This is a genomic window from Paraburkholderia sp. (assembly GCF_028283785.1).
Taxonomy (GTDB): Bacteria; Pseudomonadota; Gammaproteobacteria; order Burkholderiales; family Burkholderiaceae; genus Paraburkholderia.
In genome coordinates this window covers 31,995-58,568 of record NZ_JAPWKB010000014.1, presented here as the reverse complement: position 1 = coordinate 58,568, position 26,574 = coordinate 31,995, and the positions used below count along the sequence as shown (strand labels likewise).

Sequence of the window (26,574 nt, the reverse complement as noted above, 5' to 3'; positions counted from 1 at the left end):
GTCAGATAGCCGTAAACAGGTCGTTGAAGTGGTGCGTGCACCCATGAAGCCCTCCGGATTACGCTAACTGACGAGACATTCATCGATGCAATTTCTTTCACTGCGGCGCGCCAGCGTCGGCGTACGGCTCGCCGTGCTGTCCTGCGCGCTGGTCGCGCTGATCTTTGCCGCGTTCACGTGGGCGTTGACGCGCGCCGCCGGGATCGAGGTACAGGACCAGACGCTGGCCCGGATCTCAGAAAAGGACCGCTCGCTGGCGGCGATGATCGGCCTGTTCGACAAGGCGCTGTCCGCGGAAGTCAGCCGCTCCACGTCGATGTTCGCGAGCTTCCTGCCGCCCAACTACACGCTCGACGAAACCCAGAAAATCGATATCGACGGCGTCGCCACGCCGACGCTGAAAGCCGGCGACAAAGTCCTGAACATGGACTTTTCGATTCCCGATCAATTTCTCGAACGCAGCGGCGCGATCGCGACGGTGTTCGCGCGGAGCGGCGACGATTTCGTGCGCGTGACGACCTCGCTGAAAAAGCAGGACGGCGCGCGTGCGATCGGCACGATGCTCGATCGGAAAGGTCCGGCGTATGAGCCGGTGCTCGCGGGCAAGACCTTCACCGGTCTCGCGACGCTGTTCGGCAAGCGTTACATCACGCAATACCGTCCGGTGACGGATGCGAGCGGGCGCGTGATCGCCGCGCTGTTCGTCGGTGTCGACGTCGGTGCGGAGATGAAGTCGGTCGAAGACGGCATTCGCAACCTGAAGATCGGCGATTCCGGCTACTACTTCGTCGTCAATGCGACGGGCGGCGCCGATCGCGGCAAGCTGATGGTGCATCCGGGCGCCGAAGGCCAACCCGCCGACGACGCGAACGCGCCGTACGGGAAGATGCTCGACATGAAGGAAGGTCAACTCGAATTCGTGTCCGCGGATTCGACGCTCGGCGAGAAAGCCGCGCGCGACAAGTTCGTGTCGTTCGTCACGGTGCCGGAATGGCACTGGCTGATCGGCGGCGTCGCGCCGCGCGACGAAGTGCTCGCCGAAGTCACCGCGACGCGCAATCACTTCCTCGTGATCGGTTTCATGCTGGTCGCGGCGTTTGCAGTGGTGTTCGTGGTCGCCGTGCGTCGCATCGTCAGCCGTCCGCTCGACGAAGCCGCGAAGGCGTCGGAACGGTTCGCTTCCGGCGATCTGAGCGTGCGCGTATCGAACGGCGACACGGCTCGCACCGATGAAATCGGCCGGTTGATGCAGGCCATCGACGGCATCGGCGAAGGCCTGGCGCGGATCGTCACGCAAGTGCGTCACGCATCCACGGACATGACGCACGGCACCGCGAAAATCGCCACCAGCAGCGGCGACATCGCATCGCGAATCGCCACGCAAGCGAGCAGTCTCGAAGAAACCGCCGCGAGCATGGAAGAGATCACGTCCACCGTTCAGCAGAACGCCGATCACGCCGCGCAAGCCAACACGCTCGTAACGAGTGCGTCCGACGCTGCGCGCGAAGGCGGCGACGCTGTCGAACGCGTGGTCTCGACGATGGGCGAAATCAGCCGTTCATCGCAGAAGATCGCGGACATCACGAGTGTGATCGAAGGCATCGCGTTCCAGACCAACATCCTCGCACTGAACGCCGCCGTCGAAGCGGCGCGCGCGGGCGAACATGGCAAGGGTTTCGCGGTGGTCGCGTCGGAAGTGCGGGCGCTTGCGCAACGCAGCGCGGCGTCGGTGAAGGAAATCGAAGCGTTGATCGCGGAATCGAGCACCACCGTGCAAACCGGCTTCAGGATCGCCGAGGAAGCGAGTGCGAAGATGCAAGGCATCGTCCAGCACGTCAGCCGCGTGCAGTCGATCATGGGCGAAATCAGCGTCGCGTCGCGCGAACAGTCGGGCGGCATCGAGCAGGTGAATCTGGCGGTCACGCAGATCGGCGAAGCGACGCAGCAAAACGCCACCATCGTCGGCGACGCGGAAGTGGCCGCCGCCGAATTGCGCGATCACGCCGAACGCCTCGCGCAGGTGGTCAGCGTGTTCAAGCTCGATTCGTCGATCCACTGACGCGCGCCGTCAGGCCGCGCAGCTCAAAACTCCACGTCCAGCTCGTCGATTTCTTCGACTTCCTGCTGGGCGTCGGCCATCCACTGTTGCATTTCGGGCAGCGCAAACACGCGTTGCCCGTAATCGACGATCTCCGGATCCAGCTTGACGTCGTAGGTCGCGAATCGCGTGACGACCGGCGCGTACATCGCGTCGGCGGCGCACCGCTGCTCGCCGAACAGAAACGGACCGCCGTATTGCCCGAGACAGTCGCGCCAGATCGTCACGATCCGGTCGATATCCGATTGCGCGCGCGCCCAGACCTTGAAGCCCGGAAAATGCGCTTTGAGGTTCATCGGTAACGCGGAGCGCAGCGAACCGAAACCCGAATGCATTTCACCGCAGATCGACCGGCAATGCGCGCGGGCTTTTCGTTCGGACGGCAACAATCCCGCTTCCGGTCGGATCTCGTTCAGGTATTCGGCGATCGCCAGCGTGTCCCAGATCTTGATGCCGTCGTCGTACAGACACGGCACGAGAATCGACGGCGACAGCAGCAGCAGTTCGGCGCGCGCACCGGGATCGTCGACGCCCATGACTATCTCTTCGAACGGCAAGCCGCTGAACTTCGTCAGCAGCCAGCCGCGCAACGACCACGACGAATAGTTCTTGCTGCTGATCGTGAGCGTGGTATTCGACATGCATGTCTCCTCTTCGTGATCCGGGTCATGATCGCGCGCCATCGAGATTCGGCGCGAGCCGCGCATTGCACAGACAAATACGATGAATCGATGCATCGCGACGCCGTCCGCCCGCCGGGGCGAACGCGTATGCACGCTGCCGTGCACCGGCGCACCAACTGGCGGCAAAACACGTCCGCTGGATTGACCGGTGCAAATGACGTGCCAACCGCCACGCTTCGCGGAACAAGGCGCACCCCGCTCTGGCACGACACTTGCCTTGATTCGGGTTCCTTCCTTTTGGGCACATGCGAAGGCTATGAACCTGTTCGCATATTCAACTTATCAGGCGCTCGCCGACCTGATGCTGCCCATCCGGCACAGCGCGTCGGTTCTCAACGGCACGCTCGAAGCATGGCCGCCGTTCGCCGAAACGCCGCATGGCCGCGCGATTCGCGCGGGTTGCGAACTGCTGGTGTTGGGCGGCCTGACGCACAAACGTCCGGCGTTCGGTATCGACAGCGTGACTGTCGAAGGCGCGCCGGTGCCGATCGTCGAAGAAGTGACTGCGGGCACGCCGTTCTGCTCGCTGCTGCATTTTCGCAAGGACGCGCCGCTCTCGCATGCGCAGCCGCGCGTGCTGGTGCTCGCGCCGATGTCCGGTCACTTCGCGACGCTGCTGCGCGGCACCGTGCGCACGATGCTGCCCGAGCACGACGTCTACATCACCGACTGGCATAACCCGCGCGACGTGCCGCTTGCCGAAGGACGATTCGGCTTCGACGAATACGTGCAGCACGTGATCGATTTCATCGAGGCGATCGGTCCTGGCGCGCATCTGCTGGCCGTGTGCCAGCCGACTGTCGCCGCGCTCGCCGCCGTGTCGCTGATGGCCGCCGAGGACAATCCCGCGCAACCTGCCAGCATGACGCTGATGGCCGGTCCGATCGACACGCGGATCAGTCCGACGCGCGTCAACGAACTCGCCAAAAGCAAGCCGCTCGACTGGTTCGAGGACAACCTGATCAGCGCGGTGCCGTTCGGTTTTCAGGGCGCGCAGCGTCGCGTGTATCCTGGCTTCGTGCAGCTCACCGCGTTTATGGCGATGAATCTGGATCGTCATATGGACTCGTTCCAGACGATGTATCGCGAGCGCGCGAAAGGCGATCCCGCCAAGGCCGACACGATTCGCGTGTTCTACGAAGAGTATTTCGCGACGATGGACCTGACCGCCGACTTCTATCTGGAAACCGTCGATACCGTGTTTCAGCGCCATTCGCTGCCGTTGCACGAACTCGAGGTGAAAGGCCGTCTGGTCGAGCCGTCGAAGATCCGGCGAACCGCGTTGCTGACGGTGGAAGGCGAAAAGGACGATATCTGCGCGGTCGGACAGACGCTCGCCGCGCAGGATCTGTGCGATCACTTGCGCCCGTATCTGAAGACGCATCATGTGCAAACCGGCGTCGGACACTATGGCGTGTTCAATGGCTCGCGCTGGCAGCGGCAAATCTATCCGCGCGTGCGCGCGATGATTTACGACAACGAACCGCGCGCCGTCGTGGTCAATGCGCAGGCGCGGACGATTCGCGCGGCTGTCGTTGCGACACCCGCGACCGATGCAGCCGCCACGGTCGCGCCGACTGTGTCGGCGGTAGAAGGTGCGGTCGAAAGCAGCAAACCGAATCCGGCGAACAGCACGGTAAAAGCGACGTACGGCGACGAGACCGCGTTGCCGCCCGCGTGACGCGGGCCAACGGTCGACACGGCAGCAGTCACGCTGACCGTGTCAAACCGCATCGCGTTACGCTGCGACGCTTTTCCAGCCGGTGATCGCCGGTACTTCACATGGCGCTTCCGCGCCGACCGTCGTGAAATCGGCGGGCGAGACGATCTCGATGTACTCCATGTCCGGCGAATAATCGAACAGATAGTGAACGATGCCCGGCGCCTGATGCACGCAATCGCCTTCGGCCACCAGCGTCTCCTTGTCGCCATACATGAAGCGCGCCCAGCCCTTCAACATGATGACGATATGGAAATCGGCTTCATGTCGGTGCCAGCCGGTGCCTTGCTCCGGTGCATGATGCGCCTTCACGAGTTGCGCCAGCACCTTGCCGCCGGTGGCCTGCGCAATGCCGAGATCGCGGTAGAGAAAGAAATCGCGCAAGCCCTGATCCTCGTAAGCCGTATCGGGCGGACGGACGTGACTGAACTGCGTGGGGAGTTCTGTAGACATGATCGCGCTCCTGAAAAGTGGAACGGAGAAGGAAACAACGCGGTGAGCGCCGATTCAAGCATCAACCGTTCCACGTGTGTCGCAGGATCACGCCGGAGAAATTACTTCGTGGGACGGAACATCTCGAAAATCGCGCCGATCTCGGCGTAGTCGCCGCGATAGCCGGCGCGCATGATGGGTTGCGCGGCGTGCGTGTCGAACAGACCGTCTTTCAGGAACGCGTTCTGGATATGCACGCCGACCACCTGACCGAGCGCGAGATAGTTGTCCATCGGTTCGCCGTCGAGATTGTGCAGGCGGACCACTTGCAGCAGCTTGCATTCGAGCGCAGCGGGCGATTCCGCGACGTGCGGCACGGCGACGTTGCGTCCCGGCGCGGGCATCAAACCCGACAGCGCGAATTCGTCGACTTCGGGACCGACCGGCGCCGACGTGCGGTTCATCTGTTCGGCGAGCGGCTTGCTGGCGAGATTCCAGACGAACTCGCCGGTCGCCTCGATATTGCCGATGCTGTCTTTATAGCCTTCGCTCGAAAAACCGATGATCGCCGGCGACGTCGCGAATGCGCCGAAAAAACTGTACGGCGCGAGGTTCAGGCGGCCGTCGGTGGCACGCGACGAAATCCAGCCGATCATGCGCGGCGCGACGATGGCCTTGAACGGATCGTGCGCGAGGCCGTGACCGTCGGCGGGCGAATAGAAGTAGTGGGACATGGCGGTGTGTGTGGTGGGTTGATTACTTGCGACCGATCACGCGCTTGCGGCCTTCCTTGACCTGCGCGAGATGTGCGTCGTCCCAATCGTAAAAGCCCGCGCCGCTGCGCACGCCGACGCGTCCGGCCTCTACCTGTTCACGCAGCAGCGCGAGCACGTCTTCGTCTTTTGCCAGCTCGGGCATCAGATGCGTCGAGATGTCGAGGAAGGTATCGAGGCCGCCGAGATCCGCGCCTTCGAGCGGTCCGACGATCCCCCAGCGACGCCCGAGCGACGCCTTCATCACGCGATCCACCACGTCCGGCGTTGCCGCGCCCGAGCGCACGATGTTCAGCGCCTCACGCAGCACCGCGAATTGCAGCCGATTGCCGACAAAGCCGGGAATGGCCTTGGCGAGCACCACCGGTTCCATGCCGATCGCCGTCATCAGTTCGGCGGTTTGCGCCGTCACTTGCGGATCGGTCGCGGTGCCGGGCACTACTTCGACGAGCGGAATCATGTGCGGCGGATTCCAGAAGTGCGCGATCACGAAGCGCTCTTTCGCGCGCAGCGGGCCGACCAGCTGATCGGGCGGAAATCCGCTCGTGTTGCTGGCGAGAATCGCGTCGTCGGCGAGCAGCGCGGTCAATTCCGCGTACAGACGATGCTTCAGTTCGAGCACTTCGGGAATCGCTTCGATCACGAATTGCGCGGACGACATCGTCGCGAGCGTCGTCGTCGTTTCGATGCGCGACAGCGCCGCCTGTTTCGACGCGGCGTCGATCCGCCCCGCGTCGATCAGTTCGTCGAGCACGGCTTCCGCCTTCGGCGCGACGCTCGCGAGACGCGCGGGATCGACGTCGTGAACGATCGTCCGATGACCATGCAATGCGCTCTGCGTCGCAATTCCGACGCCCATCAAACCGCTTCCCACTACTCCGATCACTGCCTTGCTCACGCCGCGCTCCAGGATGTCGTTATCGAAAGCGTCGAGGATAGCGCAGTGCGGGACGCGGCTGCGCGCCGGCGGGCAGATGCGACCGGTTCAGCGGGCGCGGCGGCGGTGTGCAAACCACATGCGGGCAGACGAAAAAAAACCGGTCTTCTTTTCAGAAGACCGGCTTTCCGGGCCGTCACGCGACGCGGTTCAGGGCCGCGTCACGTCGCCATACGCGTCGGAATCAATCGCGCGGCGGCGGCGGACGATGGTCGTCGTGATGATGCGGGTCCCGATCGTGCGGGTGATGGCGCATCCAGTCGTCGTGCTGCCAGTAGCGGTGGCCGTCGTAGTAACGGTCGCCATGCCAGCCGATGTTGATCGACACGCCAACCGGCATCATGTGCGGTTGTTCGTAGCGTGCGCCGGGGCCGTCGTTGACCATGCGGTCGCTCTGTGCGAAAGCGCTGCCTGCGGTCAACAATGCGCCACCCGCGAGCAAGGCGGCGATCACGGAACGCGATGTCTTGTTGAAGCTTTTCATAGGTCCTCCCGTTTTAAAGGTTGCCACGGTGCGGTTCGGATTCGATCCGGCTCCGGCGCCGTGTGCCTGGAAACCACTTTAGCGGGACGCACCGCGTGAAAACGTGAGCGCTTGTAAGCGTTGATTTCATTTTCAGGGACACATGGCGATCCTTTCAAAAACGGATAAAACCAATGCTGACGGGGAGTTACAGCGGCTTTTTCCCGACAATGCTGACACTTGGCTGTCAGGGCCCGTTACATTCATTTCGGATGGGAAATATTTGGTGACGCAACCACGGCGGCCTGGCGCGCGTCGGAACAGTGCTGTTACCTTAGATGACCGTCCTGCCATTTTCCGGAGACTCGATGAATCGCTTTGCTGCTGTCACGCTCACCTCGTCGCTTGCCGCCTTCCTGATTTCCGTCGCGCTCGGCGTGACGGCCGCGCGGGCGCAAACCGCGCCGGACCTGCAATGGAAAACCGTACCGTCGATGACACTGGCGACGCTCGTGCAAAGCGGCTACCGTATCGTCGCCGTGACGAAAATGCCGTCGGCGGCGGGATCGAAATCGAAAGCCGTCACCGAATACGTGCTGCAAAAAGAAGCCAGCGCGTTCACCTGCGTCGAGGACGGTCAACCGGCCCGCGCATCGGATGACGGTGCATCGCAGTTCCGCTGCGACGAGCTGGTCCAGCCGTATCCGGCCACCACGACGAACGCAAAATAATCACGCGCACGCCGCACCGGGCTGCATGGCACGGCACTGCGCCGCGCGCATCGAACAACAACAACAACAACCGGATCACCATGAACCCGACGTTTCTCTCCTGGGGCATTGCCGCCGTCGCGACGGCCGGCGTTATCACGCGGCCGTTCCGGTTGCCGGAAGCGGTCTGGGCCGTCAGCGGCGCGTTGATCCTGGTGGCGCTCGGTCTCGTGCCCGCCAGCCTCGCGTGGGAAGCAATCGGCAAAGGCAGCGACGTCTACTTCTTTCTGTTCGGAATGATGGTGCTGTCCGAAGTCGGACGACGCGAGGGATTGTTCGACTGGGTCGCCGTGCTGACCGTCAATCACGCGAAGGGTTCGGCGTTGCGGTTGTTCCTGCTGGTGTATCTGGTCGGTATCGTGATTACGGTGTTTCTGTCGAACGATGCGGCGGCAGTCGTGTTGACGCCCGCGGTGTTCGCGGCCGCGAAAAAAGCCCGCACCGACGCACTGCCGTTGCTGTTCGTGTGCGCGTTCATCGCCAATGCCGCGAGCTTCGTGCTGCCGATCTCGAACCCCGCGAATCTGGTGCTCTACGGCAATCACACACCGGCGCTCGGCCCGTGGCTGATGCGCTTCACGGTGCCGTCCATTCTGTCGATCGTCGCGACGTATTTGATGTTGCGCTGGTCGCAACGCGATCATCTGCGCGGCCAGTGCGAATCCAATCTGCCGAACGTCGAGCTGTCGAAGAACGGCAAGATCGCGCTCGCGGGCATCTGTGCGACCGCGGTCGTGCTGTTGACCGTGTCCGCGCTCGACATGCAACTCGGCGTGCCGACCGCGATCATGGGCGCGCTGACGGGCGCGCTCGTCACGTGGCAGGAACGCACGTCGCCGGTTCCGTTGCTGAAGTCGATTTCGTGGAGCGTGCTGCCGCTGGTCGCGGGACTGTTCGTGCTGGTCGAAATGCTCGATCACACGGGCGTGATTCGCGCGCTGTCCGATGTGCTGAAAGCGGCGGCGCAACAGAGCGAACTCGCGACCGGCGCGGCGGCGGGGGGCATCGTCGCGGTGGGCAGCAATCTGATCAACAACCTGCCCGCAGGATTGATCGCCAGTTCGACACTGGCGCAGGCGCATAGCGCGACGCGAGTGATCGACGCGCTGCTGATCGGCGTCGATCTCGGACCGAACCTGTCGATCACCGGTTCGCTCGCGACGATCCTCTGGCTCACGGCGATCCGTCGCGAGGGCGAGGACGTCGGTTTCTGGCGCTTCCTGAAAGTGGGCGCTGTGGTGATGCCGCCCGCGCTGATTCTGGCGCTCGGCGCGCGTCTGCTGCTCGGTTGATGCGCTAACCGCGCGACAGCGGACCCGCGTCGACCGCGCCGCGCAAGCCGGTCACGCGCGCCGACAAACCGCGTGCGCCGTCGAGATTGCGGACCGCGAGCGTGACGCCGTGACGCTGTGCAATTCGCATCGCGATCGTCAGACCGAGACCGCTGCCTTGCTCACGGGTTCCCGCGCCGCGATAGAAGCGGTCGAACACGCGTTCGAGTTCCTCTTCCGGAATGCCGGGTCCGCTGTCCGAAACTTCGAACGACACACCTTCGTCGCAGCGGTTCAGGATCACGTCGACCTTGCCGCCGCGCGGCGTGTAGCGGATCGCGTTGTCGATCAGGTTATTCAGCAGCACGCCGAGCGCGTGCGGTTCCGCGAGCACGGCGTACGCGTCGGTCGATGACACGGGCGACATGCATTCGAGCCCGAGATCGATGCCCTTCGCTTCCGCGAGCAACGAAAAATCCCCGACCGCCTGTTCGCCCAGACGACGCAGATTCACCGCCACTTGCGGCGTCGCGAGTTTTGCGTCCTCGCGCGCGAGTGTCAGCAGTTGCTGCACGAGATGGATGATCCGGTTGAGGCGGCCTTCGACCCGTTCCATCGTTTCCGCATTCGCGACCAGCGAGCCATCGCGCTGCGCGGCCTGCAATTGCAGCTTCAGCGCCGCCAGCGGCGAACGGAGTTCGTGGGCGGCGTCGGCGATAAACGCGCGTTGCGCCTGCGACGCCACGTATAGACGCTGCAAGAGGTCGTTCAAGGCCTCGGCCAGCGGCCGGATTTCGACGGGCAGACTGTCATCGACCCGCACCGGTTCGAGCGAATCGATCGAACGCGTCGACAACGCGCGCGACAGCCCGCCGATCGGCGCCAGGCCACGCGCGACCACGAACAGCACCAGCGCGAGCGTCACCGGAATCAGCACGGCGAGCGGCCACAACGTGCGCAACGCGAGCCGTCGCGCGAGATCTTCGCGCACCGACATCGGTTGCGCGACCTGAACGAAGCGGTCGCCTTGTTGCACGCCGAGCACGCGCCAGTGAATCTCGCTGCGTTCGATGTTGCGGATGCCGGGCGGGAAACGCGTCAGGTCCGTCGTTTTCAGCGACTGGTAGCTCAGCCGGTCGGCCTGATCCCAGATCTGGATAACGATCCGGTCGTCGGCGATACCGCCGAAATCGGGCGCTTTCTGATCGCCGCGTCCGGCATTGCCGAGGGTGGGCGGCAACGACATCGCGACCGCATTCAGCTCGTAGTCGAAGAGTTCGGCGGCCTCTTCCTGCGCCGTGTGAAAGATGCCGAAGCCGGCGGCCAGCGCCGCCGCTGCGAGTCCGAAGATCAGCCAGCCCAGCAACCACCGACGAATCGACGTCATTCCACCCTCTTCAACCGATACCCGACGCCGCGCACCGTCACGATCTGCTCCGCGCCGATCTTGCGGCGCAAGCTGTGAACATGGACTTCGATCGTATTGCTGCCGACTTCCTCGCCCCAGCCGTACATCTTTTCTTCGAGTTCCGCCTTCGTGTAGACGCGCGTCGGCTCTTCGATCAGCACTTGCAGCAACGCGAATTCGCGCGGCACCAGCGCGATCGGCTCGCCGTCCATCGTCACTTCATGGGCGGCCGGATTGAGCGTGAGATTGGCGTGTGCGTAGACCGGTTGTTTCTGTCCGGTGCGACGACGCAGCAACGCGCGCACACGGGCGGCGAGTTCGTCGAGATCGAACGGTTTGATCAGGTAGTCGTCCGCGCCTTCGTCGAGGCCGCGAATCCGGTCTTCGACCGCGTCGCGCGCGGTCAGGATCAGCACCGGCGCGATGCCGCCGGATTTGCGATAGCCGCTCAACACGTCGATCCCGCTTTTCTTCGGCAAACCGAGGTCGAGCAGCACGAGGTCGTACACGCCGTTGCCCAGCGACAGTTCGGCGGCGCGGCCGTCTTCGGCCCAGTCGATCGCGTAGCCTGCGCGGCGCATGGTTTCGAGCACCGTCTCGGCGATCATGTTGTCGTCTTCAACCAGTAGCAGGCGCATCGCCGCTTTCTCCCTTTGTTCTTCGATCGCGCGGGAAACGCCGTCGAACGGCGGTTATCCGGCGAGGCCGCGCTGACGCTCGGCCTTTTCCTGCTCGCATTTTGCGCACACACCATACAACACGAGGTGATGTCCCGTCAGCGAGAACGAAACGCTGTCGGCCATCGCCTTCTGGCGTTCCTCGATGAGCGGATCGAAAAATTCCTCGATGCAGCCGCAGCGCGTGCAGACGATGTGGTCGTGCGGACGGCCGTGATTCAACTCGTAGACGACGCGTTCGTCGAAGGTCGCCGTGGCGAGCAAGCCGCTCTGCACCAGTTGCGCCAGCACGCGATACACGCTCGACAGATTCGTGTGCCCGTCTTTTTCCGCGAGGCGCGACGAAATCTGCTCGGCGCTGAAATGGCCGTGTTCGTTCTTGTGGAAAAAATCCAGAACCATCACGCGCAGGACAGTCGCACGCAGGCCGGCGCGCTCCAGTTTTCTGTAGATCTGTATGGACATGGCCTTGCCGGATAAGCATTGAAATGGCGCCTAGGCGCACGCTTCGCACTATCGCGGACGGTCCCTTAAGACGGCCTTAAGGCAAGCTTAAGCAATGCTCAGGCAATCTTTTAAATACGCTGCGAATACGGCGGGATTACACACGCCGGTGGATCGGTAACAAATGCCCCGGATTGAAAGGCGGCGACACGCTCGCTCCGGATTTTCGCGAATCCGGCCAAACGCCCGTCCAGCGGGCGTTTGAGGTTCATCTGATGTTGACGCATGAACCTCTTCGTACAAAAAGTTCTGTCAGATGCAACATTTTGTGTTTACAGCATCTTTTCCATTCATTACAATCCGGCCGGTAAATGCGAATCATACGCATTTAATCTGACTCCGCTGAGCGGGAGTTGCGGCGCCACTTCATCCCCTGAAGACGTCGCGGCTGGGGAACCCGCTTTTGTCGTCTCGACCCACCGTTTCACCTCGACCGTCCAAACCTATGTCCGCTCTGTTCAAGACGCGGCCGCGAACACTCGCGTCCGTGGCCGCCGTCTATTGCTCCGGTTTCCTGGTTCCCGCGCTGGCGTGGGCTCAAACGTCCACGGGCGCTGCCGCGTCGACGGATGCCACGTTGCCGGCTGTCGTCATCAAGCAGTCACCGTCCGATATGCAGACCAAAGCGCTGCCGTCGTACAAGTTCACCGCGCCGCTGATCGACACGCCGCGCTCGGTGACGGTGATTCCCGAGGAACTGATCAAGCAGAAGAACGTGACGACCTTCGCCGACGCGCTGCGCACGGTGCCGGGCATTACGTTCCTCGGTGGCGATGCGGCGGCGAATCCGTCGGCGGACCGGCCGGTGATTCGCGGTTTCGAGTCGCGTAACTCGATCTTCGTCGACGGGATGCGCGACTCTGGCGTGCAGAACCGCGAGACGTTCGACATCGAACAGATCAGCGTGATCAAGGGTCCGGATTCGGTGTATGCGGGACGCGGCTCGGTAGGCGGCAGCATCGACATCGTCACGAAGACGCCGCAGAACGAAAACTTCATCAACGGCAGCGTCGGCTTCGGCACGGACAGCTACAAGCGCGCCACCATCGACGCGAATCAGAAGATCAACGACGAAACCGCCGTGCGCCTGAACGTGATGGGCCACGACGCCGACCAGGCCGGTCGCAACAACATCTACAGCAAGCGCTGGGGCGTGGCGCCGTCGGTGGCATTCGGGCTGAACACGCCGACCACCGTCACCGTCAGCTACTACCATCTGAACACGTACGACATGCCGGACTTCAGCGTGCCGTTCCGCTCGACCGGCGGCACGCCCGTCAACGTCGATCGCAGTACGTTCTTCGGCCTGAACGACCGCGACTATCGACGCGGTCAGACGGATACCGGCGAAGTGCGCGTCGAACATCGCTTCAGCGACGAACTGAAGCTGAAGAACACGACGATGTTCGGCCGCTCGACGCTCGACTACATCGCGACCAATCCGCAGTTCACCAGCGCGAACTCGAATCTCCTCGCGTTGCAGGTGAAGAGCGGCAAATACGCGACCAACAGCGTCGCCAACCAGACCGAACTGACCGGCAAGAACACGCTGTTCGGCATGGAACACACGTGGACCGGCGGCGTCGAATTCAGCCACGAGCAGAGTCTGTACGAAGGCTATCTGGTCAGCGACAGCGCCGGCAACAACATGCGCACGGGCGGTCCGTGCTCGGTGGCGTACAACTGCACGCCGTACAACACGGGCTGGAATCCGGACAATCCGTGGACCGGCAGCATTGCGCTGAACGGCGACAAGAGTTTCCCCGGCCCGGCGACGCACACGCAGACCGACATCGCGTCAGCGTATCTGTTCGACAGCGTCAAACTGTCCGAGAAGTGGATTTTCAACGCCGGCATGCGTTTCGACCGGTATGACGTGACGGCGCAGCAAGCCGGCGTGTCCGATCTGAAGAACACGTCGAACCTGTTCAGCTATCAGTTCGGCCTGGTGTTCAAGCCGATCCGCACGGTCAGTCTGTACGCGTCGTACGGCACGTCGGCGAATCCGCCGGGCTCGAACGCGGGTCTGGGCGGCGGTAACGATCAGATCACAGCGACCAACGACGATCTGTCGCCGGAACGCAGCCGGAATATCGAAGTGGGCGCGAAGTGGGACGTGCTGGATCAGCGTCTGTCGTTGACGTCGGCGGTGTTCCAGACGGAAAAGACCAATGCGCGTGTCAGCGACGGTCTCGGCGGCATCGTCAATGCGGGCACGCAGCGCGTGCGCGGCGTCGAACTGGGCTTCGCGGGCAATCTGACGAACAAGTGGAGCGTGTTCGGCGGCTATTCGTATCTCGACGCGATCACCACCGATGCCGGTCCGGGCAGCCCGACCGCTTCCGGCCTGCCGATGGTGATGGTGCCGAAGCACAACTTCACGCTGTGGACCAACTACAACGTGTTGCCGAAGCTGTCGATCGGTGGCGGCGCGACGATTTCGAGCCTGACGTATGCGTCGGTGGCGGCGACTTCGCGCAAATGGACGCCGGGTTACGCCCGTTTCGACGCGGCCGCGACGTATCACGTGTCGAAGAAGATCGACCTTCAACTGAACGTGCAGAACATCTTCGACAAGAAGTATTTCTCCACCGCGTACCCGATCTACGCAACCTGGGCGCCGGGCCGCTCCGCGATGCTGACGATGAACTTCTATCAGTAAGCATGACCGCGCAAGTCTGACGCGGACATGAAAAACGGCAAACGCCTGCGGGCGTTTGCCGTTTTCTTTTGCCGATTCACTGCACCGGACCACGCAATACCGTCGCACCAAAAACAAAAGCCACGGCAATGATCCGTGGCTTCAACAGTACTTCAACGACGGTACTTCTCAGTGCAACGTGCACTGCGGCGCTCGACGGCGCACATCTGCGGCACGGTTGGCCCGCGCCCGGAACTGCACAGATCAGTCGCTCAGCTTGATGCCGAACAGCGTGCTTTGCGACTTGCGCAGACGCTCTGCTTCACGGTGACGTGCAGCGTACGAGTAATCGGAATCCAGCGGCAGATGCGGCGACGCAAAGAGGCCGTTGACCTTTTCAAACAGTGCAAGAATAAAGCTCATGGCGACTCCCGGTTGGCTAATCTCTAGGGTTTTCCCTTAGAAATAAGTATAGGGTTTTCCCTATCCGAAAGCTAGTGCAATGCAGCATTAATTTGCACATTCCTTAAGCAGCGGGGTTTCCACGGCGTTTGTTGCGTTGCATCAAAACAACAAGGGCGGTTGGCACGGCGTAGAGCGCCGCGACAACCGCCCGAGGGCGATACAAAGGGTTTGATCAGCTGCGACGACGCATGGCTTCCGCGTACAGTGCGCAATTATTCAGGTGCAATTGCAGCGCGCGGGCGCTCTCAGCGCGGATGACGGTCGCCAGCTTGCCGAAGGAAGCAACCCACGTGGAAGGAATCAGGTGCAGAGCGATGGTTTTCATGGCGACGACGATCACTAGGGGAAAACCCTGATTATACGCGTCATGTTGCGCTGCGGCGTAATTGTTGCGTTTTTGAGTCGGAATAGGTGTTGGACGGCTGCGGCGATGCGCCGCGCGCCCGAATCGCATGATTGCGCCGTTATCGCGCGTTTGCGATGGAATCCGTTATTGCAGCGTCGTCGTGTGCGGCTTGCGGGTGCGCACGACCTTGCTTTCCTCAGACGGTTTGCGCGGATTGACGAGCGCGGCATCCACCGCGCCTTCCGTGCCTTCGGGCATCTGAACCAGCCCCGCGCCCGTCACCGAGACGATCAACCCCGGTTGCAGCTGATCGTCACCGGCTTGCGGACGAACCGACGTGCCGTTCGCCAGAAAATCCATATTGAGCGCCCAATGGCCTTCATGGATGCCCTGATCGCGCAGCAGCGCCTCCAGGAGTTCCCGGATCGAAAACTTGTGCTGGCTCGTTGGCATGGTGTTCCTTATTGAAAAGCGTGCCGCCGTCACGACGGCGCGGCGTGTGCATGGCATTGAGAGTGTAGAACGCAGATCCGCGCGGGCAGCATCCGGTCGCCTTACATTCCCTATCGGGCGAAATCGGCGTTGAGGTTGGAGTTTGAAGCCGATGCGGACGATTCGAACCCGCCGTCGCCTGAAGGCGAGCGGCGATTCGATCTGTTGAAACTCGCGGAAAGCACGCGAATGCGCGCGGCGCACGCGGATCAGTGCGACCCGGCGTTCCGGTTACGGTGATGCCGCGACACGTGGCGGGCAGGCGTCGAGCCTGCGGCGGCCGTCGTCGGCGACGATGCTGCATCTGCCGCCGAAGCCGCATCGGCGCGCGACAGATGCGCGTCGATCAGGCTCGCCATTGCGGCCTGCTGGTTCTGCATCATCTGTTCGATACGATGTTGCTGCGCCGTGGTTTCGCGCGTGAGTCGCATCAGCAGAAGCGTTTGCGTGACGCCGATCGCGACGGTCACCAGCAACGCGCCCACCACGATCGACAGCATCCATTTCATCCGCCGCGTGTGGTCGCCGGCCGCGTGACGCTGATCGGCGATCACGCCGTACAGCGCATCGACGGTATCGGCGAAGGCCGTGGCGCGCGCGCGGTCCAGTTCCGGCACGGTCGCGCGCGGCGCGTCGGGCGCGGCATGCGCGTGGGCCGCTTCGCTGTGGGCACTGCTGTCGCGTTCGGGGTGTTCGGCGTGTTCTGCATCGGCGTGTTCGGTGTCGGCCGTATCGAAACCTGGCAACGACGCGGAGTCAGCACGATCGACAGCCGCTTTCGGCCGACGCAACACCGTCACGCTCCGCGCGACGCTGGCTGCCGCAATCGCAGGCGTCGCGGTCGGCGACGGCGACGGCGACGGTGCATGCGCAACCGCATCGATCGGCGCATCGCTGGCTGCGTGTCCAGCGGACGCGTCGGCATCGGCCTCCGCGCTCACATCGGCACTCGCCTCACCACCGGCACCAGCACCACTGGCAAACCCCTCAGCCGGCGCCGCCACCACAACCACCGTCAACGTACCGTCCGCAGCAATGGCTTCACGTGTCGCCGAATCGTCCGGCTGATCCACGTCGAAGCCATTCAACGGCAACGCTTCCGACACGACGCCCGCGTCATCGGCCTTGACCGCTTTCGACGCGCGACGCACCTTCGCGTCGGCGCTCACGGCCGGCTGCGCGCCGCCCGGTTCCGCCGCACCGACCGCGGCCAGCACCACTTCCGGCAACTCGAAACCGCGCAGCGTGCCTTGCCGCAAGTCGATATTCATCGCTTCGACGGTGGCGCGAGTGGGATCGTCGGGGAACAGATCGAGCGTGCTGTCGTCGCGCGACGCATCGCTCAGTTGAGCAAGCCGCTGCGCGGAGCGCGCGGCGCGGGCCAGCTTGTTTTCCGTTTCGGTGGAGACAGCGGCGCGTTTCTTTGTAGAGCCTGCACGGGTGTTGCGGGACTGCGTGGATGCTGCGGAATCTGCCATAGAAATAGGAACGGTCGTCGCCAGCTTGCGGGCGCCCAATACCGTTGCAAAGGGCTGTCTGTATTTTTGGAGACCGGCATTGTCTCACGGCCAGGTGCCCGCGCAGAGCGGCAATCGGTGTTTCGGCGCGTCGATTTCGCCTTTCAATTCAACCGCCCGCCGATCCCCCGCCGTCACGGCGACGAGTCTTCCTCGTGGAACTGTCTGACGCCGGGCAACTTGCGCAAACTCGCCGTGATCGCCGCGTATTCCGTCGCCGACACGCGGTGCAGCACGATCGTCACGACATCGCAGTCCGGCGTGTCGTCGCTCTGCTGCATCACGAACTGCTTGACGCGCGGACTGGCCATCCCGAGCGCATCGTGCAACGAATGAAACGTCAGCGAACCGCGCTCGACCAGCATCGTGAACTGACGACGCTGCCGGACCGTGATGAAGCGCCGTTCGAGCGGTTTGATCCCGGCCAGGATAATCAGGATGATTACGGTCGCCGCAATCGCAGGCGTATACAGCCCGCCGCCGACCGCGAGCCCGACCGCCGCCACCGACCACAGGCTCGCCGCCGTCGTCAGGCCGCGCACGATTTCGCCGCGCATCAGGATCGATCCCGCGCCCAGAAAGCCGATCCCGGACACGACCTGCGCGGCCATCCGCGACGGGTCGAGCACGATGTGATCGCCGGCCAGCACGTCCGCGAAACCGAACGCCGACACCAGCATGATCAGCGCCGATCCGACACACACCAGCATATGCGTGCGCAACCCCGCCGCCCACGACAACCGCTCGCGCTCGAAGCCGATCACGCTGCCGAGCGCCGCCGCGATCACCAGTCGTGAAATGAGTTCAAAGTTTCCAAGCATTGTGCTTCCTCGTTGTCGTTGTACCGGGTGTGTAAGATTGCGGATTGGCGCCATGCCGTGACGGGCGCGCGCGTCGGCGCATACCGTTCGTCAGGTGTCGCCGCCGGTTCGACGCTCCACCTTTTCCATGCCTCAGATGAAATCAGCCGCCTCCACGTCCGATCTCGCCGCCGCGCTGCGCGAGCACTTCAGCCGCGTCATCCTGCCGATCTGGCGCGGGCCGGGTTTCAATATCGCGCTGAAACTGCCGTTCGAAGCCGTCGACGGCAGTGGCGGCAATGCCATGCCGGTCGAGCGTTATCGGGCGATGGCATGCGCGCGCCAGCTGTTCGTGTTTTCGGAGGCCGGCGATGCCGCGCACGCCGACCAGCTGTTCGACTCGCTACGGCACTACTTTCAGGACACGAATTCCGGCGGATGGTTCTATAGCGTGGATGCGCAAGGCGCACCGCTCGACACCACCAAAGACCTCTACACGCATGCGTTTCTGATTTTCGCGTGCGCGGAATATGGCGCACGCTCCGGCAATCGCGACGCGCTCGACGTCGCGAACCAGACCACGGCGCTGGTACAAGACCGCTTCGCCGCGCCGGACGATCTGTTCAGCGCGGCGCTCGATCGCAGCTTCGGATCGTCGAACGGCGGGTTGCTGCAAAACCCGATCATGCATCTGACCGAAGCGTGGCTCGCCGCGCGCGCCGCCACGCAAGACAGCGCGTACGACGACGCGTTGCGCACGCTCGCGGGCGCAGTTGCACGCCGGTTCGTGCACGACGCATCGGGCTGTATCGCCGAATTGACGATCGGCGAAGCGAACAACCGGCTCGAACCCGGCCACCAGTTCGAATGGTTCTGGCTCGTGAAGCAGGCGCCGGAGCTGTTCGCGGCAGCGGGGCTGGACGCATCGCTGACGCGCGCGTTCGACTTCGCGCAACGGCTTGGCGTCGATGCGCAGACCGGCGGCGTTGCGGCGTCGCTGGATGAAACCGGCAAGATCAAGGACGCGACCCAGCGAATCTGGGCGCAAAGCGAATATCTGCGAGCGCTCGCCACACGTGACGACGACGCCGCGCGCGAACGGCTGCCGCAACAGATCGAACGGTTCCAGCAACGGTTTCTGCACGCGAGCGGCTGGTACGAAGCCAAGACGCCGGCAGGCGATATCGCCCGCGCCGACATGCCGTCCACGACGCCATACCATCTCGCGACGGCTTACGCGGCGCTGCCCGCCTGACCCGGCCAACGCTTCGCGGATAAAAAAACCGGCGCACCTTTTATAAGGTGCGCCGGTTTTTTATCGGCACGACGAATCGTGCGTCAGCCGTCGGATCAGACGTGAATCGCGCCGACGATCAACCCGCGAACGCGTCCGCGAAATTGCCGCGCGCCGCGATGCCACCGCGATGCGGTTCGTCGCGCAATACCGCGTCGGAAATCTCGAACACTTCCACCGCTTCCTTCAGTTGCTGTGTCTGCTGATGCAGCGACGACGCCGCCGCCGCCGCTTCCTCGACGAGCGCCGCGTTTTGCTGCGTCATCTCGTCCATCTGCACGACGGCCATGTTCACCTGCTCGATGCCCGTGCTCTGTTCCAGCGACGACGCGCTGATTTCCGCCATCATCTGCGTCACGCGCGAGATCGATTCGGACACGTTGCGCATCGCGTCGCCCGCGTGTTCGACCAGCGTCGAGCCGCCCTGAATCTCCGCCACCGATTCGCTGATCAGCGTCTTGATTTCCTTCGCCGATTGCGCGCTGCGTTGCGCGAGATTGCGGACTTCGCCCGCGACCACCGCGAAGCCGCGGCCCTGTTCGCCCGCGCGCGCCGCTTCGACCGCCGCGTTCAGCGCGAGGATATTGGTCTGGAACGCGATCCCGTCGATCACCGAAATGATCTCGGCGATCTTGTCCGAGCTTTGCGCAATGCCGCGCATCTTGTCGACCACCTGGCTGACCACCTCGTTACCCCGGGACGTCGCATTCAGCGCGGTTTCGGCCAGCGCATTCGCTTCGCGCGCGTGCTCGGCGTTCTGACGCACGGTCGCGGTCAGTTCTTCCATGCTCGACGCGGTTTCTTCGAGCGAAGCCGCCTGATTTTCCGTACGCGCCGACAGATCGGCGTTGCCGGTCGCGATTTCGTTCGCGCCGAGGTGGATCGAATCGGCGGCTTCGCGGACGGTTTTCACCGTGCGCGCAACGCTCGATTGCATCTTCGCGAGGCCGGAGAACAGATGGCCGATTTCATTGGCGCCGCGCGCGGCGATCCGTTGATCGAGACGGCCTTGCGCGATACGGTCGAAATGACGGCCGGCTTCTTCGAGCGGACCGACGACACCGTGCTTGAGGCCCATGTAGACGGCGAAGGTGCCGCCCATCAGGATCAGCAGGATCGCGATGCCGACTGCCTTGAACATCGACAGACGGCTGTCGATCGAATCCAGCGACGCCCGCGTCGCCGCATTGCCGAACTGGACGAAATTGCGCGATTCCTTCAGATACGCGTCCTGAAAGCCTTGCGTCGGTTGATCGAGAAACGCCTGAATGTTGTTCGCGTCGAGAAACTGGACCAGTTCGGCGAGCGCGCCGTGCAGTTTCTGATACCGGTCCGACAACGCCGAAGCGCGCGCCGTGTTTTCTTCGCCGATCTTCGACGCGTTCATGAACAGGCCGAACGACTTGTCCGCCTCGTCGAGCTGTTCGCGAGCGTGCTGAACGATATCGGTCGGCTCGGCGCCGCCGCGCACCATCCGCGTACCCGCGCGCGACAGGTTGATCCGCGCGTCCATCAGATGCTGCGTCGTTTCGTTGACTTCATCGACCTGACGCAACGCCACGTTCGCCAGATCGCCCACGTCGTCGTGCGAGCGCGTCAACGACCAATATCCCAAACCTTCCGTCACCAGTTGCAATACAAAAAATGCTGCTAGAACAAACAACAGGCCGGATGCGACCTTGATCTTGCTGAACATCGTGAACCACCTGAATCTATCTATGAGTTTTGGGGAGTTTCGCCACCGCATTTACGGCGGCGTCGCGCATAACTTGAGCGAAATCAATTAAAAGAACTGTTATGTCCCTGCTTATAGCGCGCAACGTCGAGATTTCCGCCGTTTCCCGCAACAATGGTTTGAGGATTTTTTCGAATCACCTTGACGCGATGCAGCGGCGCTTCCTAGAGTGAAGTACGCCATGACGGGCCACGCCCGAAGGATCCGACGATGACCGATCTACTGGACCGGGCGCGCGGCGCGTTGCACGCGCAGCCGTTCAGCATGCTGCTCGGTGCCGAACTGATGCATGCCGGGGACAATCAGTTGACGCTGTGCCTGCCGATCCGCGACGAGTTGCGCCAGCAACACGGCTTCGTGCACGGCGGCGTGATCAGCTTCCTCGCCGACAACGCGTTGACCTTCGCGGGCGCGCTTGCGCTCGGTCCGAGGGTCGTCACCGGCGAGTACAAGATCAACTATCTGAGGCCGGCCGTGAACGGCACGTTGATGGCGCGCGCACGGGTCGTCGATTCCAGTCGTCATCAGGCCACCTGTCAATGCGACGTGTTCGTGATGGACGGCAAGCACGAGCGGCTGATCGCGGTCGCGCAAGGCACCATCAACCGGATCGGCGACGGCGGCGAACCCGGAGACGAGCGCGAGCGCGCGCCGGTGTAGCGGGGTTGTGGAGGGATTGTGCGGGGTTGGGGTTAAGGTACGGCAACTTCGCAGCACGCAAACTCAACGATGTTGAATGGCCGGACAAACCAAACACGCAAGAGGGTAACGATGGCGAGGCACCGATTCAAAAGCGACGCATCGGAAGCTATTCACAGTGCTGCCGCTGGCCTGCTTCGGGCGAGACTTATCGACCGGAACGCAATGAAGGATTACGACAACCGTTGTATTGCGAACGAACATGAAATCAATGTCCGAGCAAATGTAAATATTGATCTTCCGCTCAAGCCGCCGGTTTGACAAAGCAACGGGTGTAGCGCAAACTTTGTCTTGTCTGAGGACCACGATAAATACCTGACTAGCAACAGACGGTCGGCTATCCGTGGACTCGGACATTTCTGTTTATAGGCCGCTACGCGGCCTTTTGTTTTTTCAGCGTCTCTGCAGGTCTGCGCGACGCATCATTGTTCCATCGCGGCGATATCGGTATAACGCTCCGTCGTTTCTCGCGCCACGCGTTGCTCAGCCCTCCAAAGCAAGAGTCCATCCCTCTCCCATCGCGCGATGATGCCTGGGTTGTTTTTCGCGTATGCGCTGGCCATCCAATGAAAATGGGATTTCCCCGCAGCGCCCATCACATCGATTTTGATCGCAATGAGTAGCGGGTTGATGTCATCAGGCAAGTTCGCCGTTACCAGCACGATGCTTTCGCGCTCGGTTGCCGACTTGTAGACCGCAACTGGCGTTAACACCATCTCGGCCAGGCCTCCGATCAATGAAGAATCAAGACCGTGTTTCTGCATGATCTTGACCAGCACCGCCACTGATGTGACGACGTCGAGATCTCGAATTCCGAGGGAACGGATTGCCGTTTTCGAAAACCGTCCAACTCGAACCTGGAGACGATAATCGTGCGGTGATAGCTGTTGCTGTGTATGACGGTCGAGCAACGTTGCGGCCAAACCCGCCGACAACTCGACGCGATGAAATCGACTCATAGTGCCCGTGTTGTTATGCCCTAGAGCCGCCCCCGGAAGCCATTCATTTTATCGTTGGCCGACGCCCATAAATCGCACCTTTTTGTGAAGGTTTGCGGGTAGCCGTAATCCGCAACGTCACGCGACCCGACACAAAAAAAGCCGCCCAAAGGCGGCTTTTTCACACGACTACAGCGTCAACGCTCAACAGCGCCCCTCACTCCGCCGCATACGTCTTCTGCTGCTGTTCCCCCAGACCTTCGATACCCAGTCGCATCGTCTGGCCGGCCTTCAGGAACACCGGGCTCGGCTTCACGCCCATGCCGACGCCCGGCGGCGTGCCCGTCGAAATCACGTCGCCCGGTTGCAAGCTCATGCATTGCGACAGATACGACACCAGCTTCGCGACGCCGAAGATCATCGTCTTCGTGCTGCCGTTCTGATAACGGTGACCGTCCACTTCGAGCCACATCGTCAGATTCTGCGGATCGGCCACTTCATCGCGCGTCACCATCCACGGGCCGATCGGGCCGAACGTGTCGAAGCCCTTGCCCTTGTCCCAGGTGCCGCCGCGTTCGATCTGCCATTCGCGCTCGGACACGTCGTTGATCACGCAATAACCGGCGACGTAATCGAGCGCGCTCGCTTCGTCCACGTACTTCGCGGCCTTGCCGATCACCACGCCCAGTTCGACTTCCCAGTCGGTTTTCGTCGAGTTGCGCGGAATTTCGACGTCGTCGTTCGGACCGGAGATGGCACTGTTCCACTTGTTGAAGATGATCGGCTCGGCCGGCACCGGCAGATTCGATTCCGCCGCGTGATCCGCGTAATTCAAACCGATACAGATGAACTTGCCGATCTTGCCGACGCACGGTCCGAGACGCGGATTGCCCTCGACCACCGGCAACGAAGCAGGATCGACCGCGCGCAGCGTTGCGAGACCCGCGTCCGTCAACGCCGCGCCGTCGATGTCCGCCACCACGCCCGACAGATCGCGAAGCTTGCCTTCTGCGTCGAGCAAACCCGGTTTTTCCTGACCTTTCGGCCCAAAACGAAGCAGTTTCATCAGTGCACTTCCTTGGTTGTCCAGTGAATGTTGATCGGTCTCGCAGCGTGCCGGCCGCGCGCGAATCAGTTCGACCAGCCGCCGTCGATCACGTGCGCATGGCCTGTCGTGAACGACGATTCGTCCGACGCGAGATACAGCGCGAGCGCCGCGATCTCTTCGGGCTTGCCGATGCGACCCATCGGCTGCCGCGCGACGAACGCGGCCTGCACCGCGTCGAGCGTCGCGCCCTGCGTCTTCGCCTGCGCGACGATCCGCTCCTCCAGCGATGGCGACGCCACCGTGCCCGGGCAGATCGCGTTACAGCGTACACCACGCGCGATGAAATCGGCAGCGACCGCCTTCGTCAGCCCGATCACCGCTGCCTTCGACGCGCCGTACACGAAACGGTTCGGCACGCCCTTCACGCTCGACGCCGCCGACGACATATTGATGATCGACCCGCCGCCGTTCTCCAGCATCGCCGGCAAGAACGCGCGGATGGTCCGGTACATCGCTTTCGCGTTCAGATCGAACGCCAGATCCCAATCTTCTTCCGACGCGTCGAGAATCGAGCCTGCGTGCACGAAACCCGCGCAGTTGAACAGCACGTCGATCGCGCCGAGTTCGGCGGCCAGCGCCTTCACCGCGCCGTTGTCGAGCACGTCCAGCTTGCGCGCCTCGACCGGTTTGCCCGCGAGATTGTCGATGCGGATATCCGTGGCGATCACGCGCGCGCCTTCGCGTGCGAAAAGTTCGGCGGTCGCAAGGCCGATGCCTTGCCCGGCTGCGGTGATCAGTGCCGTCTTGCCGGCCAGTCGTTGCGTCATCTGTAGCTCCTGATAAAGGGAAATGCTTCGGTTCGGCAGACGTCCGCGCGCCCGCTCATAGTCGATAAAACGCCATCGCGTTCAGCCCGAAAATCGCGTCGCGTTCGGCATCGGTCAGCGCGGCGAGCAAAGTGCTCGCCACCGAATGCCACAACAGATAATCGCCGTTCAGATCGAGCACCGGCCAGTCGCTGCCCCACATCATCCGCGACGGCCCGAATGCGTTCAGCAGATGCTCGACGTACGGCCGAAGCGTCGTTTCGGTCCAGCCTTCCGGTGCTTCGGTGGCGAGGCCGGACAATTTGCAATACACGTTCGGCCGACGCGCGAGCCGCGCGATTCCGCTTTCCCATGTCTGCATCGCGGCCGCCCCGTCGCGGATCGCCGGCTTCGCGCCGTGATCGATCACGATCGGCAGCGACGGATAGCGCGCCGCGAACGCGTCCAGCGCAGCGAGATGACGCGTCGTCACCAGTGCGTCGAAAGCGAGGTCGTGTTCGATCAGCGCGAGAATCGCCGGTTGCAGCGCGGGATTCGCGATCCAGTCGTCGTCGGGAAGGTCTTGCAGCATCGGGCGAACGCCCTTGAACTTCGGATCGCGCGCGAGCGACGCGATCAGCGCGGGCGCGTCGTCGGACAGCAACGGCACCCAGCCGACCACGCCCGCAATCGACGCGTCGCGCTGCGCGAGCGTCAGCAGATAGCGCGTTTCGTCGACGGTCGGCGCGGCCTGCACCAGCACGGTCCGTTCGACGCCCGCGCGTGTGCGCAGCGGTTCGAGATCGGCGGGGCCGAAGGTGCGATACAACGGCCGAAGCTCGGGCGTCAGCCAACCGTAATCGCCGCGCGCGGGGTCCCAGTAATGCTGGTGTGCGTCGATCTGCATCGGATTTCGTGTCTCAGGTTTTTATAGCGTCTAGCGTCAACGTCGTCGCGAACGCTTAGTCTCGCGGCACCGGCGCACGTGCGTCAAGCAGACCTTCGTCGCGCAATGCCGTCCACAATGCCGATGGAATGTGCCGCTCGAACGACGTCACATTCTCGCGCAATTCATCGGCGGTGCGTGCGCCCGTCAGCACCGTGGACACGGCCGGATGCGCATACGGAAACTGCAACGCCGCGCTCGCCAGCGGCACGTCGTACGCGCGGCACACGGCTTCGAGCCGCGCGACGCGGGCGATCACGTCTTGCGGCGCGTCACCGTAATTGAACTTGAGATCGCGCTGCGCGCCGCCGACACCCCGCGCCAGGATGCCCGAATTGAACGCGCCGCCCAGCAGGATCGACACGCCGCGCGCGTCGCAAGCGGGCAGCAGATCGTCGAGCGCGCGTTGTTCGAGCAACGTGTAGCGGCCCGCCAGCAATGCACAATCGATATCGAAATCGGCGAGCGCGTCGAGAATCGCATCGACTTCGTTGACGCCGAGGCCCACCGCTTTCACCGCACCCGACGCGCGCAATGTATCGAGCGCGCGAAAGCCGCCGCCGTCGGTCAGTTGTCGCCAGTAGTGCGCGTTCTGCTCGCCGTGCGTCATCCGGCCGATATCGTGAATCAGCAGAATGTCGATCTCCGCGATGCCCATGCGGTGCTGGCTATCTTCGAACGAACGCAAAATGCCGTCGTGCGTGTAGTCGTAAACGGCTTCGAACGGCAGCGGGTTTTGCCAGCCTTCGCGATTGTCGTACGGCGAGGTCCGGCGCACGAAGCGCCGTCCGACTTTCGTCGACAACGTGAACTCGCTGCGCGGATAACGCCGCAACGCAGCGCCGACCCGATGCTCGGCCTTCGTGTTGCCGTAATGCGGCGCGGTGTCGAAGTAGCGGATGCCCGCGTGCCACGCCGCGTCGATGGTGGCGATCGCTTCGTCGTCGGTCAGGTCGTGATACAGACCGCCGAGCGGCGCGGTTCCCAGACTCAGGCCCGTCACGGTCGCGCCGCGCGTGCCGACCGCGCGGCGTTCGTGAAGCTTTGAAGCCGATGTCGCGGCGAGCGCTTCCGTCATGTGTTGCCTCTTCCGTGTGAGGTCATGCGTCGG

Annotated in this window: 26 protein-coding genes and 1 pseudogene; 8 read left to right on the top strand and 19 right to left on the bottom strand. The window is 62.9% G+C overall.

Annotated elements, in window-relative coordinates:
- Window positions 1-85: 85 nt before the first annotated feature.
- Entirely contained in the window at window positions 86-2,059 is a 1,974-nt protein-coding gene (locus PW947_RS16305; RefSeq protein ID WP_299633385.1) for a methyl-accepting chemotaxis protein, read from the top strand.
- 23 nt (window positions 2,060-2,082) lie between these two features.
- Here the strand turns inward: PW947_RS16305 and PW947_RS16300 are convergent, their stop codons facing one another.
- On the bottom strand, window positions 2,083-2,739 hold the full coding sequence (locus tag PW947_RS16300; RefSeq protein WP_299633384.1) for a glutathione S-transferase family protein: 657 nt from the start codon (window positions 2,737-2,739) through the stop codon (window positions 2,083-2,085).
- A gap of 298 nt (window positions 2,740-3,037) precedes the next feature.
- On the opposite strand from PW947_RS16300, the gene phaZ reads away from it, so the two are divergent.
- Window positions 3,038-4,462 (top strand): polyhydroxyalkanoate depolymerase, encoded by a 1,425-nt coding sequence (phaZ, locus tag PW947_RS16295; protein ID WP_299633383.1) that lies wholly within the window; start codon window positions 3,038-3,040, stop codon window positions 4,460-4,462.
- Between the two features lie 57 nt (window positions 4,463-4,519).
- Here the strand turns inward: phaZ and PW947_RS16290 are convergent, their stop codons facing one another.
- The 4 genes from PW947_RS16290 to PW947_RS16275 all read right to left on the bottom strand — a co-directional run bounded on the left by PW947_RS16290 (window position 4,520) and on the right by PW947_RS16275 (window position 7,127).
- Window positions 4,520-4,954: a cupin domain-containing protein gene (locus PW947_RS16290; RefSeq protein ID WP_299633382.1), complete on the bottom strand. Its 435-nt coding sequence runs from the start codon at window positions 4,952-4,954 to the stop codon at window positions 4,520-4,522.
- A gap of 101 nt (window positions 4,955-5,055) precedes the next feature.
- Window positions 5,056-5,667 (bottom strand): flavin reductase family protein, encoded by a 612-nt coding sequence (locus PW947_RS16285; protein WP_299633381.1) that lies wholly within the window; start codon window positions 5,665-5,667, stop codon window positions 5,056-5,058.
- Between the two features lie 22 nt (window positions 5,668-5,689).
- On the bottom strand, window positions 5,690-6,604 hold the full coding sequence (locus tag PW947_RS16280; protein WP_299633380.1) for a 3-hydroxyacyl-CoA dehydrogenase family protein: 915 nt from the start codon (window positions 6,602-6,604) through the stop codon (window positions 5,690-5,692).
- A gap of 223 nt (window positions 6,605-6,827) precedes the next feature.
- Window positions 6,828-7,127 (bottom strand): hypothetical protein, encoded by a 300-nt coding sequence (locus PW947_RS16275; RefSeq protein WP_299633379.1) that lies wholly within the window; start codon window positions 7,125-7,127, stop codon window positions 6,828-6,830.
- Between the two features lie 347 nt (window positions 7,128-7,474).
- On the opposite strand from PW947_RS16275, the gene PW947_RS16270 reads away from it, so the two are divergent.
- Window positions 7,475-7,837 (top strand): hypothetical protein, encoded by a 363-nt coding sequence (locus PW947_RS16270; protein WP_299633378.1) that lies wholly within the window; start codon window positions 7,475-7,477, stop codon window positions 7,835-7,837.
- An 80-nt stretch (window positions 7,838-7,917) separates the two neighbouring features.
- Window positions 7,918-9,168: an arsenic transporter gene (locus PW947_RS16265; protein WP_299633377.1), complete on the top strand. Its 1,251-nt coding sequence runs from the start codon at window positions 7,918-7,920 to the stop codon at window positions 9,166-9,168.
- Window positions 9,169-9,172: 4 nt separating this feature from the next.
- On the opposite strand, the gene PW947_RS16260 is transcribed toward PW947_RS16265, so the two are convergent.
- The 3 genes from PW947_RS16260 to PW947_RS16250 are packed head-to-tail and all read right to left on the bottom strand — an operon-like array spanning window position 9,173 to window position 11,697.
- Window positions 9,173-10,534: an ATP-binding protein gene (locus PW947_RS16260; protein WP_299633376.1), complete on the bottom strand. Its 1,362-nt coding sequence runs from the start codon at window positions 10,532-10,534 to the stop codon at window positions 9,173-9,175.
- Window positions 10,531-11,193, bottom strand: coding sequence for a response regulator (locus PW947_RS16255; protein WP_299633375.1), 663 nt, complete (start codon window positions 11,191-11,193; stop codon window positions 10,531-10,533). The genes PW947_RS16260 and PW947_RS16255 overlap by 4 nt, the downstream gene beginning before the upstream one ends.
- A 54-nt stretch (window positions 11,194-11,247) precedes the next feature.
- The gene (locus PW947_RS16250; protein WP_299633374.1) at window positions 11,248-11,697 is read right to left on the bottom strand and encodes a Fur family transcriptional regulator; all 450 of its coding nucleotides are present in this window, start codon (window positions 11,695-11,697) and stop codon (window positions 11,248-11,250) included.
- Window positions 11,698-12,181: 484 nt separating this feature from the next.
- Here PW947_RS16250 and PW947_RS16245 point away from each other — a divergent pair, with 484 nt between their 5' ends.
- Window positions 12,182-14,398, top strand: a complete 2,217-nt coding sequence (locus tag PW947_RS16245) for a TonB-dependent siderophore receptor (protein ID WP_299633373.1) — start codon at window positions 12,182-12,184, stop codon at window positions 14,396-14,398.
- Between the two features lie 243 nt (window positions 14,399-14,641).
- On the opposite strand, the gene PW947_RS16240 is transcribed toward PW947_RS16245, so the two are convergent.
- The 5 genes from PW947_RS16240 to PW947_RS16220 form a co-directional block, all read right to left on the bottom strand.
- Window positions 14,642-14,800, bottom strand: a complete 159-nt coding sequence (locus PW947_RS16240) for a hypothetical protein (protein WP_299633372.1) — start codon at window positions 14,798-14,800, stop codon at window positions 14,642-14,644.
- A 214-nt stretch (window positions 14,801-15,014) separates the two neighbouring features.
- A complete protein-coding gene (locus tag PW947_RS16235) occupies window positions 15,015-15,296 on the bottom strand; it encodes a hypothetical protein (protein WP_299633371.1) in 282 nt (93 codons plus the stop codon).
- Between the two features lie 36 nt (window positions 15,297-15,332).
- Window positions 15,333-15,641, bottom strand: coding sequence for a hypothetical protein (locus PW947_RS16230; RefSeq protein ID WP_299633370.1), 309 nt, complete (start codon window positions 15,639-15,641; stop codon window positions 15,333-15,335).
- 248 nt (window positions 15,642-15,889) lie between these two features.
- Window positions 15,890-17,158, bottom strand: coding sequence for a hypothetical protein (locus tag PW947_RS16225; RefSeq protein ID WP_299633369.1), 1,269 nt, complete (start codon window positions 17,156-17,158; stop codon window positions 15,890-15,892).
- 173 nt (window positions 17,159-17,331) lie between these two features.
- Complete coding sequence (locus PW947_RS16220; protein ID WP_299633368.1) at window positions 17,332-18,018, bottom strand: MgtC/SapB family protein; 687 nt, start codon at window positions 18,016-18,018, stop codon at window positions 17,332-17,334.
- Window positions 18,019-18,145: 127 nt separating this feature from the next.
- Between PW947_RS16220 and PW947_RS16215 the strand changes: the two genes are divergently transcribed.
- Window positions 18,146-19,252 carry an AGE family epimerase/isomerase gene (locus PW947_RS16215; RefSeq protein ID WP_299633367.1) on the top strand — a complete coding sequence of 369 codons (1,107 nt, stop codon included), beginning with the start codon at window positions 18,146-18,148 and terminating at the stop codon, window positions 19,250-19,252.
- A 118-nt stretch (window positions 19,253-19,370) separates the two neighbouring features.
- Here PW947_RS16215 and PW947_RS16210 read toward each other — a convergent pair whose 3' ends face one another.
- On the bottom strand, window positions 19,371-20,987 hold the full coding sequence (locus PW947_RS16210) for a methyl-accepting chemotaxis protein (RefSeq protein WP_299633366.1): 1,617 nt from the start codon (window positions 20,985-20,987) through the stop codon (window positions 19,371-19,373).
- A 249-nt stretch (window positions 20,988-21,236) separates the two neighbouring features.
- Here PW947_RS16210 and PW947_RS16205 point away from each other — a divergent pair, with 249 nt between their 5' ends.
- Together PW947_RS16205 and PW947_RS31255 are read left to right on the top strand one after the other, a co-directional pair.
- Window positions 21,237-21,686, top strand: coding sequence for a PaaI family thioesterase (locus PW947_RS16205; protein ID WP_299633365.1), 450 nt, complete (start codon window positions 21,237-21,239; stop codon window positions 21,684-21,686).
- Between the two features lie 111 nt (window positions 21,687-21,797).
- Window positions 21,798-21,917 (top strand): annotated as a pseudogene (locus tag PW947_RS31255) (transcriptional regulator); the annotation flags it as partial.
- A gap of 230 nt (window positions 21,918-22,147) precedes the next feature.
- Here PW947_RS31255 and PW947_RS16200 read toward each other — a convergent pair.
- The 5 genes from PW947_RS16200 to PW947_RS16180 form a co-directional block, all read right to left on the bottom strand.
- Entirely contained in the window at window positions 22,148-22,684 is a 537-nt protein-coding gene (locus PW947_RS16200; RefSeq protein ID WP_299633364.1) for a hypothetical protein, read from the bottom strand.
- 196 nt (window positions 22,685-22,880) lie between these two features.
- The gene (locus tag PW947_RS16195; protein ID WP_299633363.1) at window positions 22,881-23,729 is read right to left on the bottom strand and encodes an ureidoglycolate lyase; all 849 of its coding nucleotides are present in this window, start codon (window positions 23,727-23,729) and stop codon (window positions 22,881-22,883) included.
- A 65-nt stretch (window positions 23,730-23,794) separates the two neighbouring features.
- On the bottom strand, window positions 23,795-24,538 hold the full coding sequence (locus tag PW947_RS16190) for an SDR family oxidoreductase (protein ID WP_299633362.1): 744 nt from the start codon (window positions 24,536-24,538) through the stop codon (window positions 23,795-23,797).
- Window positions 24,539-24,593: 55 nt separating this feature from the next.
- The gene (locus PW947_RS16185; protein WP_299633361.1) at window positions 24,594-25,424 is read right to left on the bottom strand and encodes an amidohydrolase family protein; all 831 of its coding nucleotides are present in this window, start codon (window positions 25,422-25,424) and stop codon (window positions 24,594-24,596) included.
- A 55-nt stretch (window positions 25,425-25,479) separates the two neighbouring features.
- Complete coding sequence (locus PW947_RS16180; RefSeq protein ID WP_299633360.1) at window positions 25,480-26,541, bottom strand: aldo/keto reductase; 1,062 nt, start codon at window positions 26,539-26,541, stop codon at window positions 25,480-25,482.
- Window positions 26,542-26,574 lie beyond the last annotated feature (33 nt).

Excerpts from the sequence above, each read along its gene's own strand:
- PW947_RS16305 (WP_299633385.1), top strand. The coding sequence starts at position 86 with ATGCAATTTCTTTCACTGCGGCGCGCCAGCGTCGGCGTACGGCTCGCC.
- PW947_RS16300 (WP_299633384.1), bottom strand. The coding sequence starts at position 2,739 with ATGTCGAATACCACGCTCACGATCAGCAGCAAGAACTATTCGTCGTGG.
- phaZ (WP_299633383.1), top strand. The coding sequence starts at position 3,038 with ATGAACCTGTTCGCATATTCAACTTATCAGGCGCTCGCCGACCTGATG.
- PW947_RS16290 (WP_299633382.1), bottom strand. The coding sequence starts at position 4,954 with ATGTCTACAGAACTCCCCACGCAGTTCAGTCACGTCCGTCCGCCCGAT.
- PW947_RS16285 (WP_299633381.1), bottom strand. The coding sequence starts at position 5,667 with ATGTCCCACTACTTCTATTCGCCCGCCGACGGTCACGGCCTCGCGCAC.
- PW947_RS16275 (WP_299633379.1), bottom strand. The coding sequence starts at position 7,127 with ATGAAAAGCTTCAACAAGACATCGCGTTCCGTGATCGCCGCCTTGCTC.
- PW947_RS16270 (WP_299633378.1), top strand. The coding sequence starts at position 7,475 with ATGAATCGCTTTGCTGCTGTCACGCTCACCTCGTCGCTTGCCGCCTTC.
- PW947_RS16265 (WP_299633377.1), top strand. The coding sequence starts at position 7,918 with ATGAACCCGACGTTTCTCTCCTGGGGCATTGCCGCCGTCGCGACGGCC.
- PW947_RS16260 (WP_299633376.1), bottom strand. The coding sequence starts at position 10,534 with ATGACGTCGATTCGTCGGTGGTTGCTGGGCTGGCTGATCTTCGGACTC.
- PW947_RS16255 (WP_299633375.1), bottom strand. The coding sequence starts at position 11,193 with ATGCGCCTGCTACTGGTTGAAGACGACAACATGATCGCCGAGACGGTG.
- PW947_RS16250 (WP_299633374.1), bottom strand. The coding sequence starts at position 11,697 with ATGTCCATACAGATCTACAGAAAACTGGAGCGCGCCGGCCTGCGTGCG.
- PW947_RS16245 (WP_299633373.1), top strand. The coding sequence starts at position 12,182 with ATGTCCGCTCTGTTCAAGACGCGGCCGCGAACACTCGCGTCCGTGGCC.
- PW947_RS16240 (WP_299633372.1), bottom strand. The coding sequence starts at position 14,800 with ATGAGCTTTATTCTTGCACTGTTTGAAAAGGTCAACGGCCTCTTTGCG.
- PW947_RS16235 (WP_299633371.1), bottom strand. The coding sequence starts at position 15,296 with ATGCGATTCGGGCGCGCGGCGCATCGCCGCAGCCGTCCAACACCTATT.
- PW947_RS16230 (WP_299633370.1), bottom strand. The coding sequence starts at position 15,641 with ATGCCAACGAGCCAGCACAAGTTTTCGATCCGGGAACTCCTGGAGGCG.
- PW947_RS16225 (WP_299633369.1), bottom strand. The coding sequence starts at position 17,158 with ATGGCAGATTCCGCAGCATCCACGCAGTCCCGCAACACCCGTGCAGGC.
- PW947_RS16220 (WP_299633368.1), bottom strand. The coding sequence starts at position 18,018 with ATGCTTGGAAACTTTGAACTCATTTCACGACTGGTGATCGCGGCGGCG.
- PW947_RS16215 (WP_299633367.1), top strand. The coding sequence starts at position 18,146 with ATGCCTCAGATGAAATCAGCCGCCTCCACGTCCGATCTCGCCGCCGCG.
- PW947_RS16210 (WP_299633366.1), bottom strand. The coding sequence starts at position 20,987 with ATGTTCAGCAAGATCAAGGTCGCATCCGGCCTGTTGTTTGTTCTAGCA.
- PW947_RS16205 (WP_299633365.1), top strand. The coding sequence starts at position 21,237 with ATGACCGATCTACTGGACCGGGCGCGCGGCGCGTTGCACGCGCAGCCG.
- PW947_RS16200 (WP_299633364.1), bottom strand. The coding sequence starts at position 22,684 with ATGAGTCGATTTCATCGCGTCGAGTTGTCGGCGGGTTTGGCCGCAACG.
- PW947_RS16195 (WP_299633363.1), bottom strand. The coding sequence starts at position 23,729 with ATGAAACTGCTTCGTTTTGGGCCGAAAGGTCAGGAAAAACCGGGTTTG.
- PW947_RS16190 (WP_299633362.1), bottom strand. The coding sequence starts at position 24,538 with ATGACGCAACGACTGGCCGGCAAGACGGCACTGATCACCGCAGCCGGG.
- PW947_RS16185 (WP_299633361.1), bottom strand. The coding sequence starts at position 25,424 with ATGCAGATCGACGCACACCAGCATTACTGGGACCCCGCGCGCGGCGAT.
- PW947_RS16180 (WP_299633360.1), bottom strand. The coding sequence starts at position 26,541 with ATGACGGAAGCGCTCGCCGCGACATCGGCTTCAAAGCTTCACGAACGC.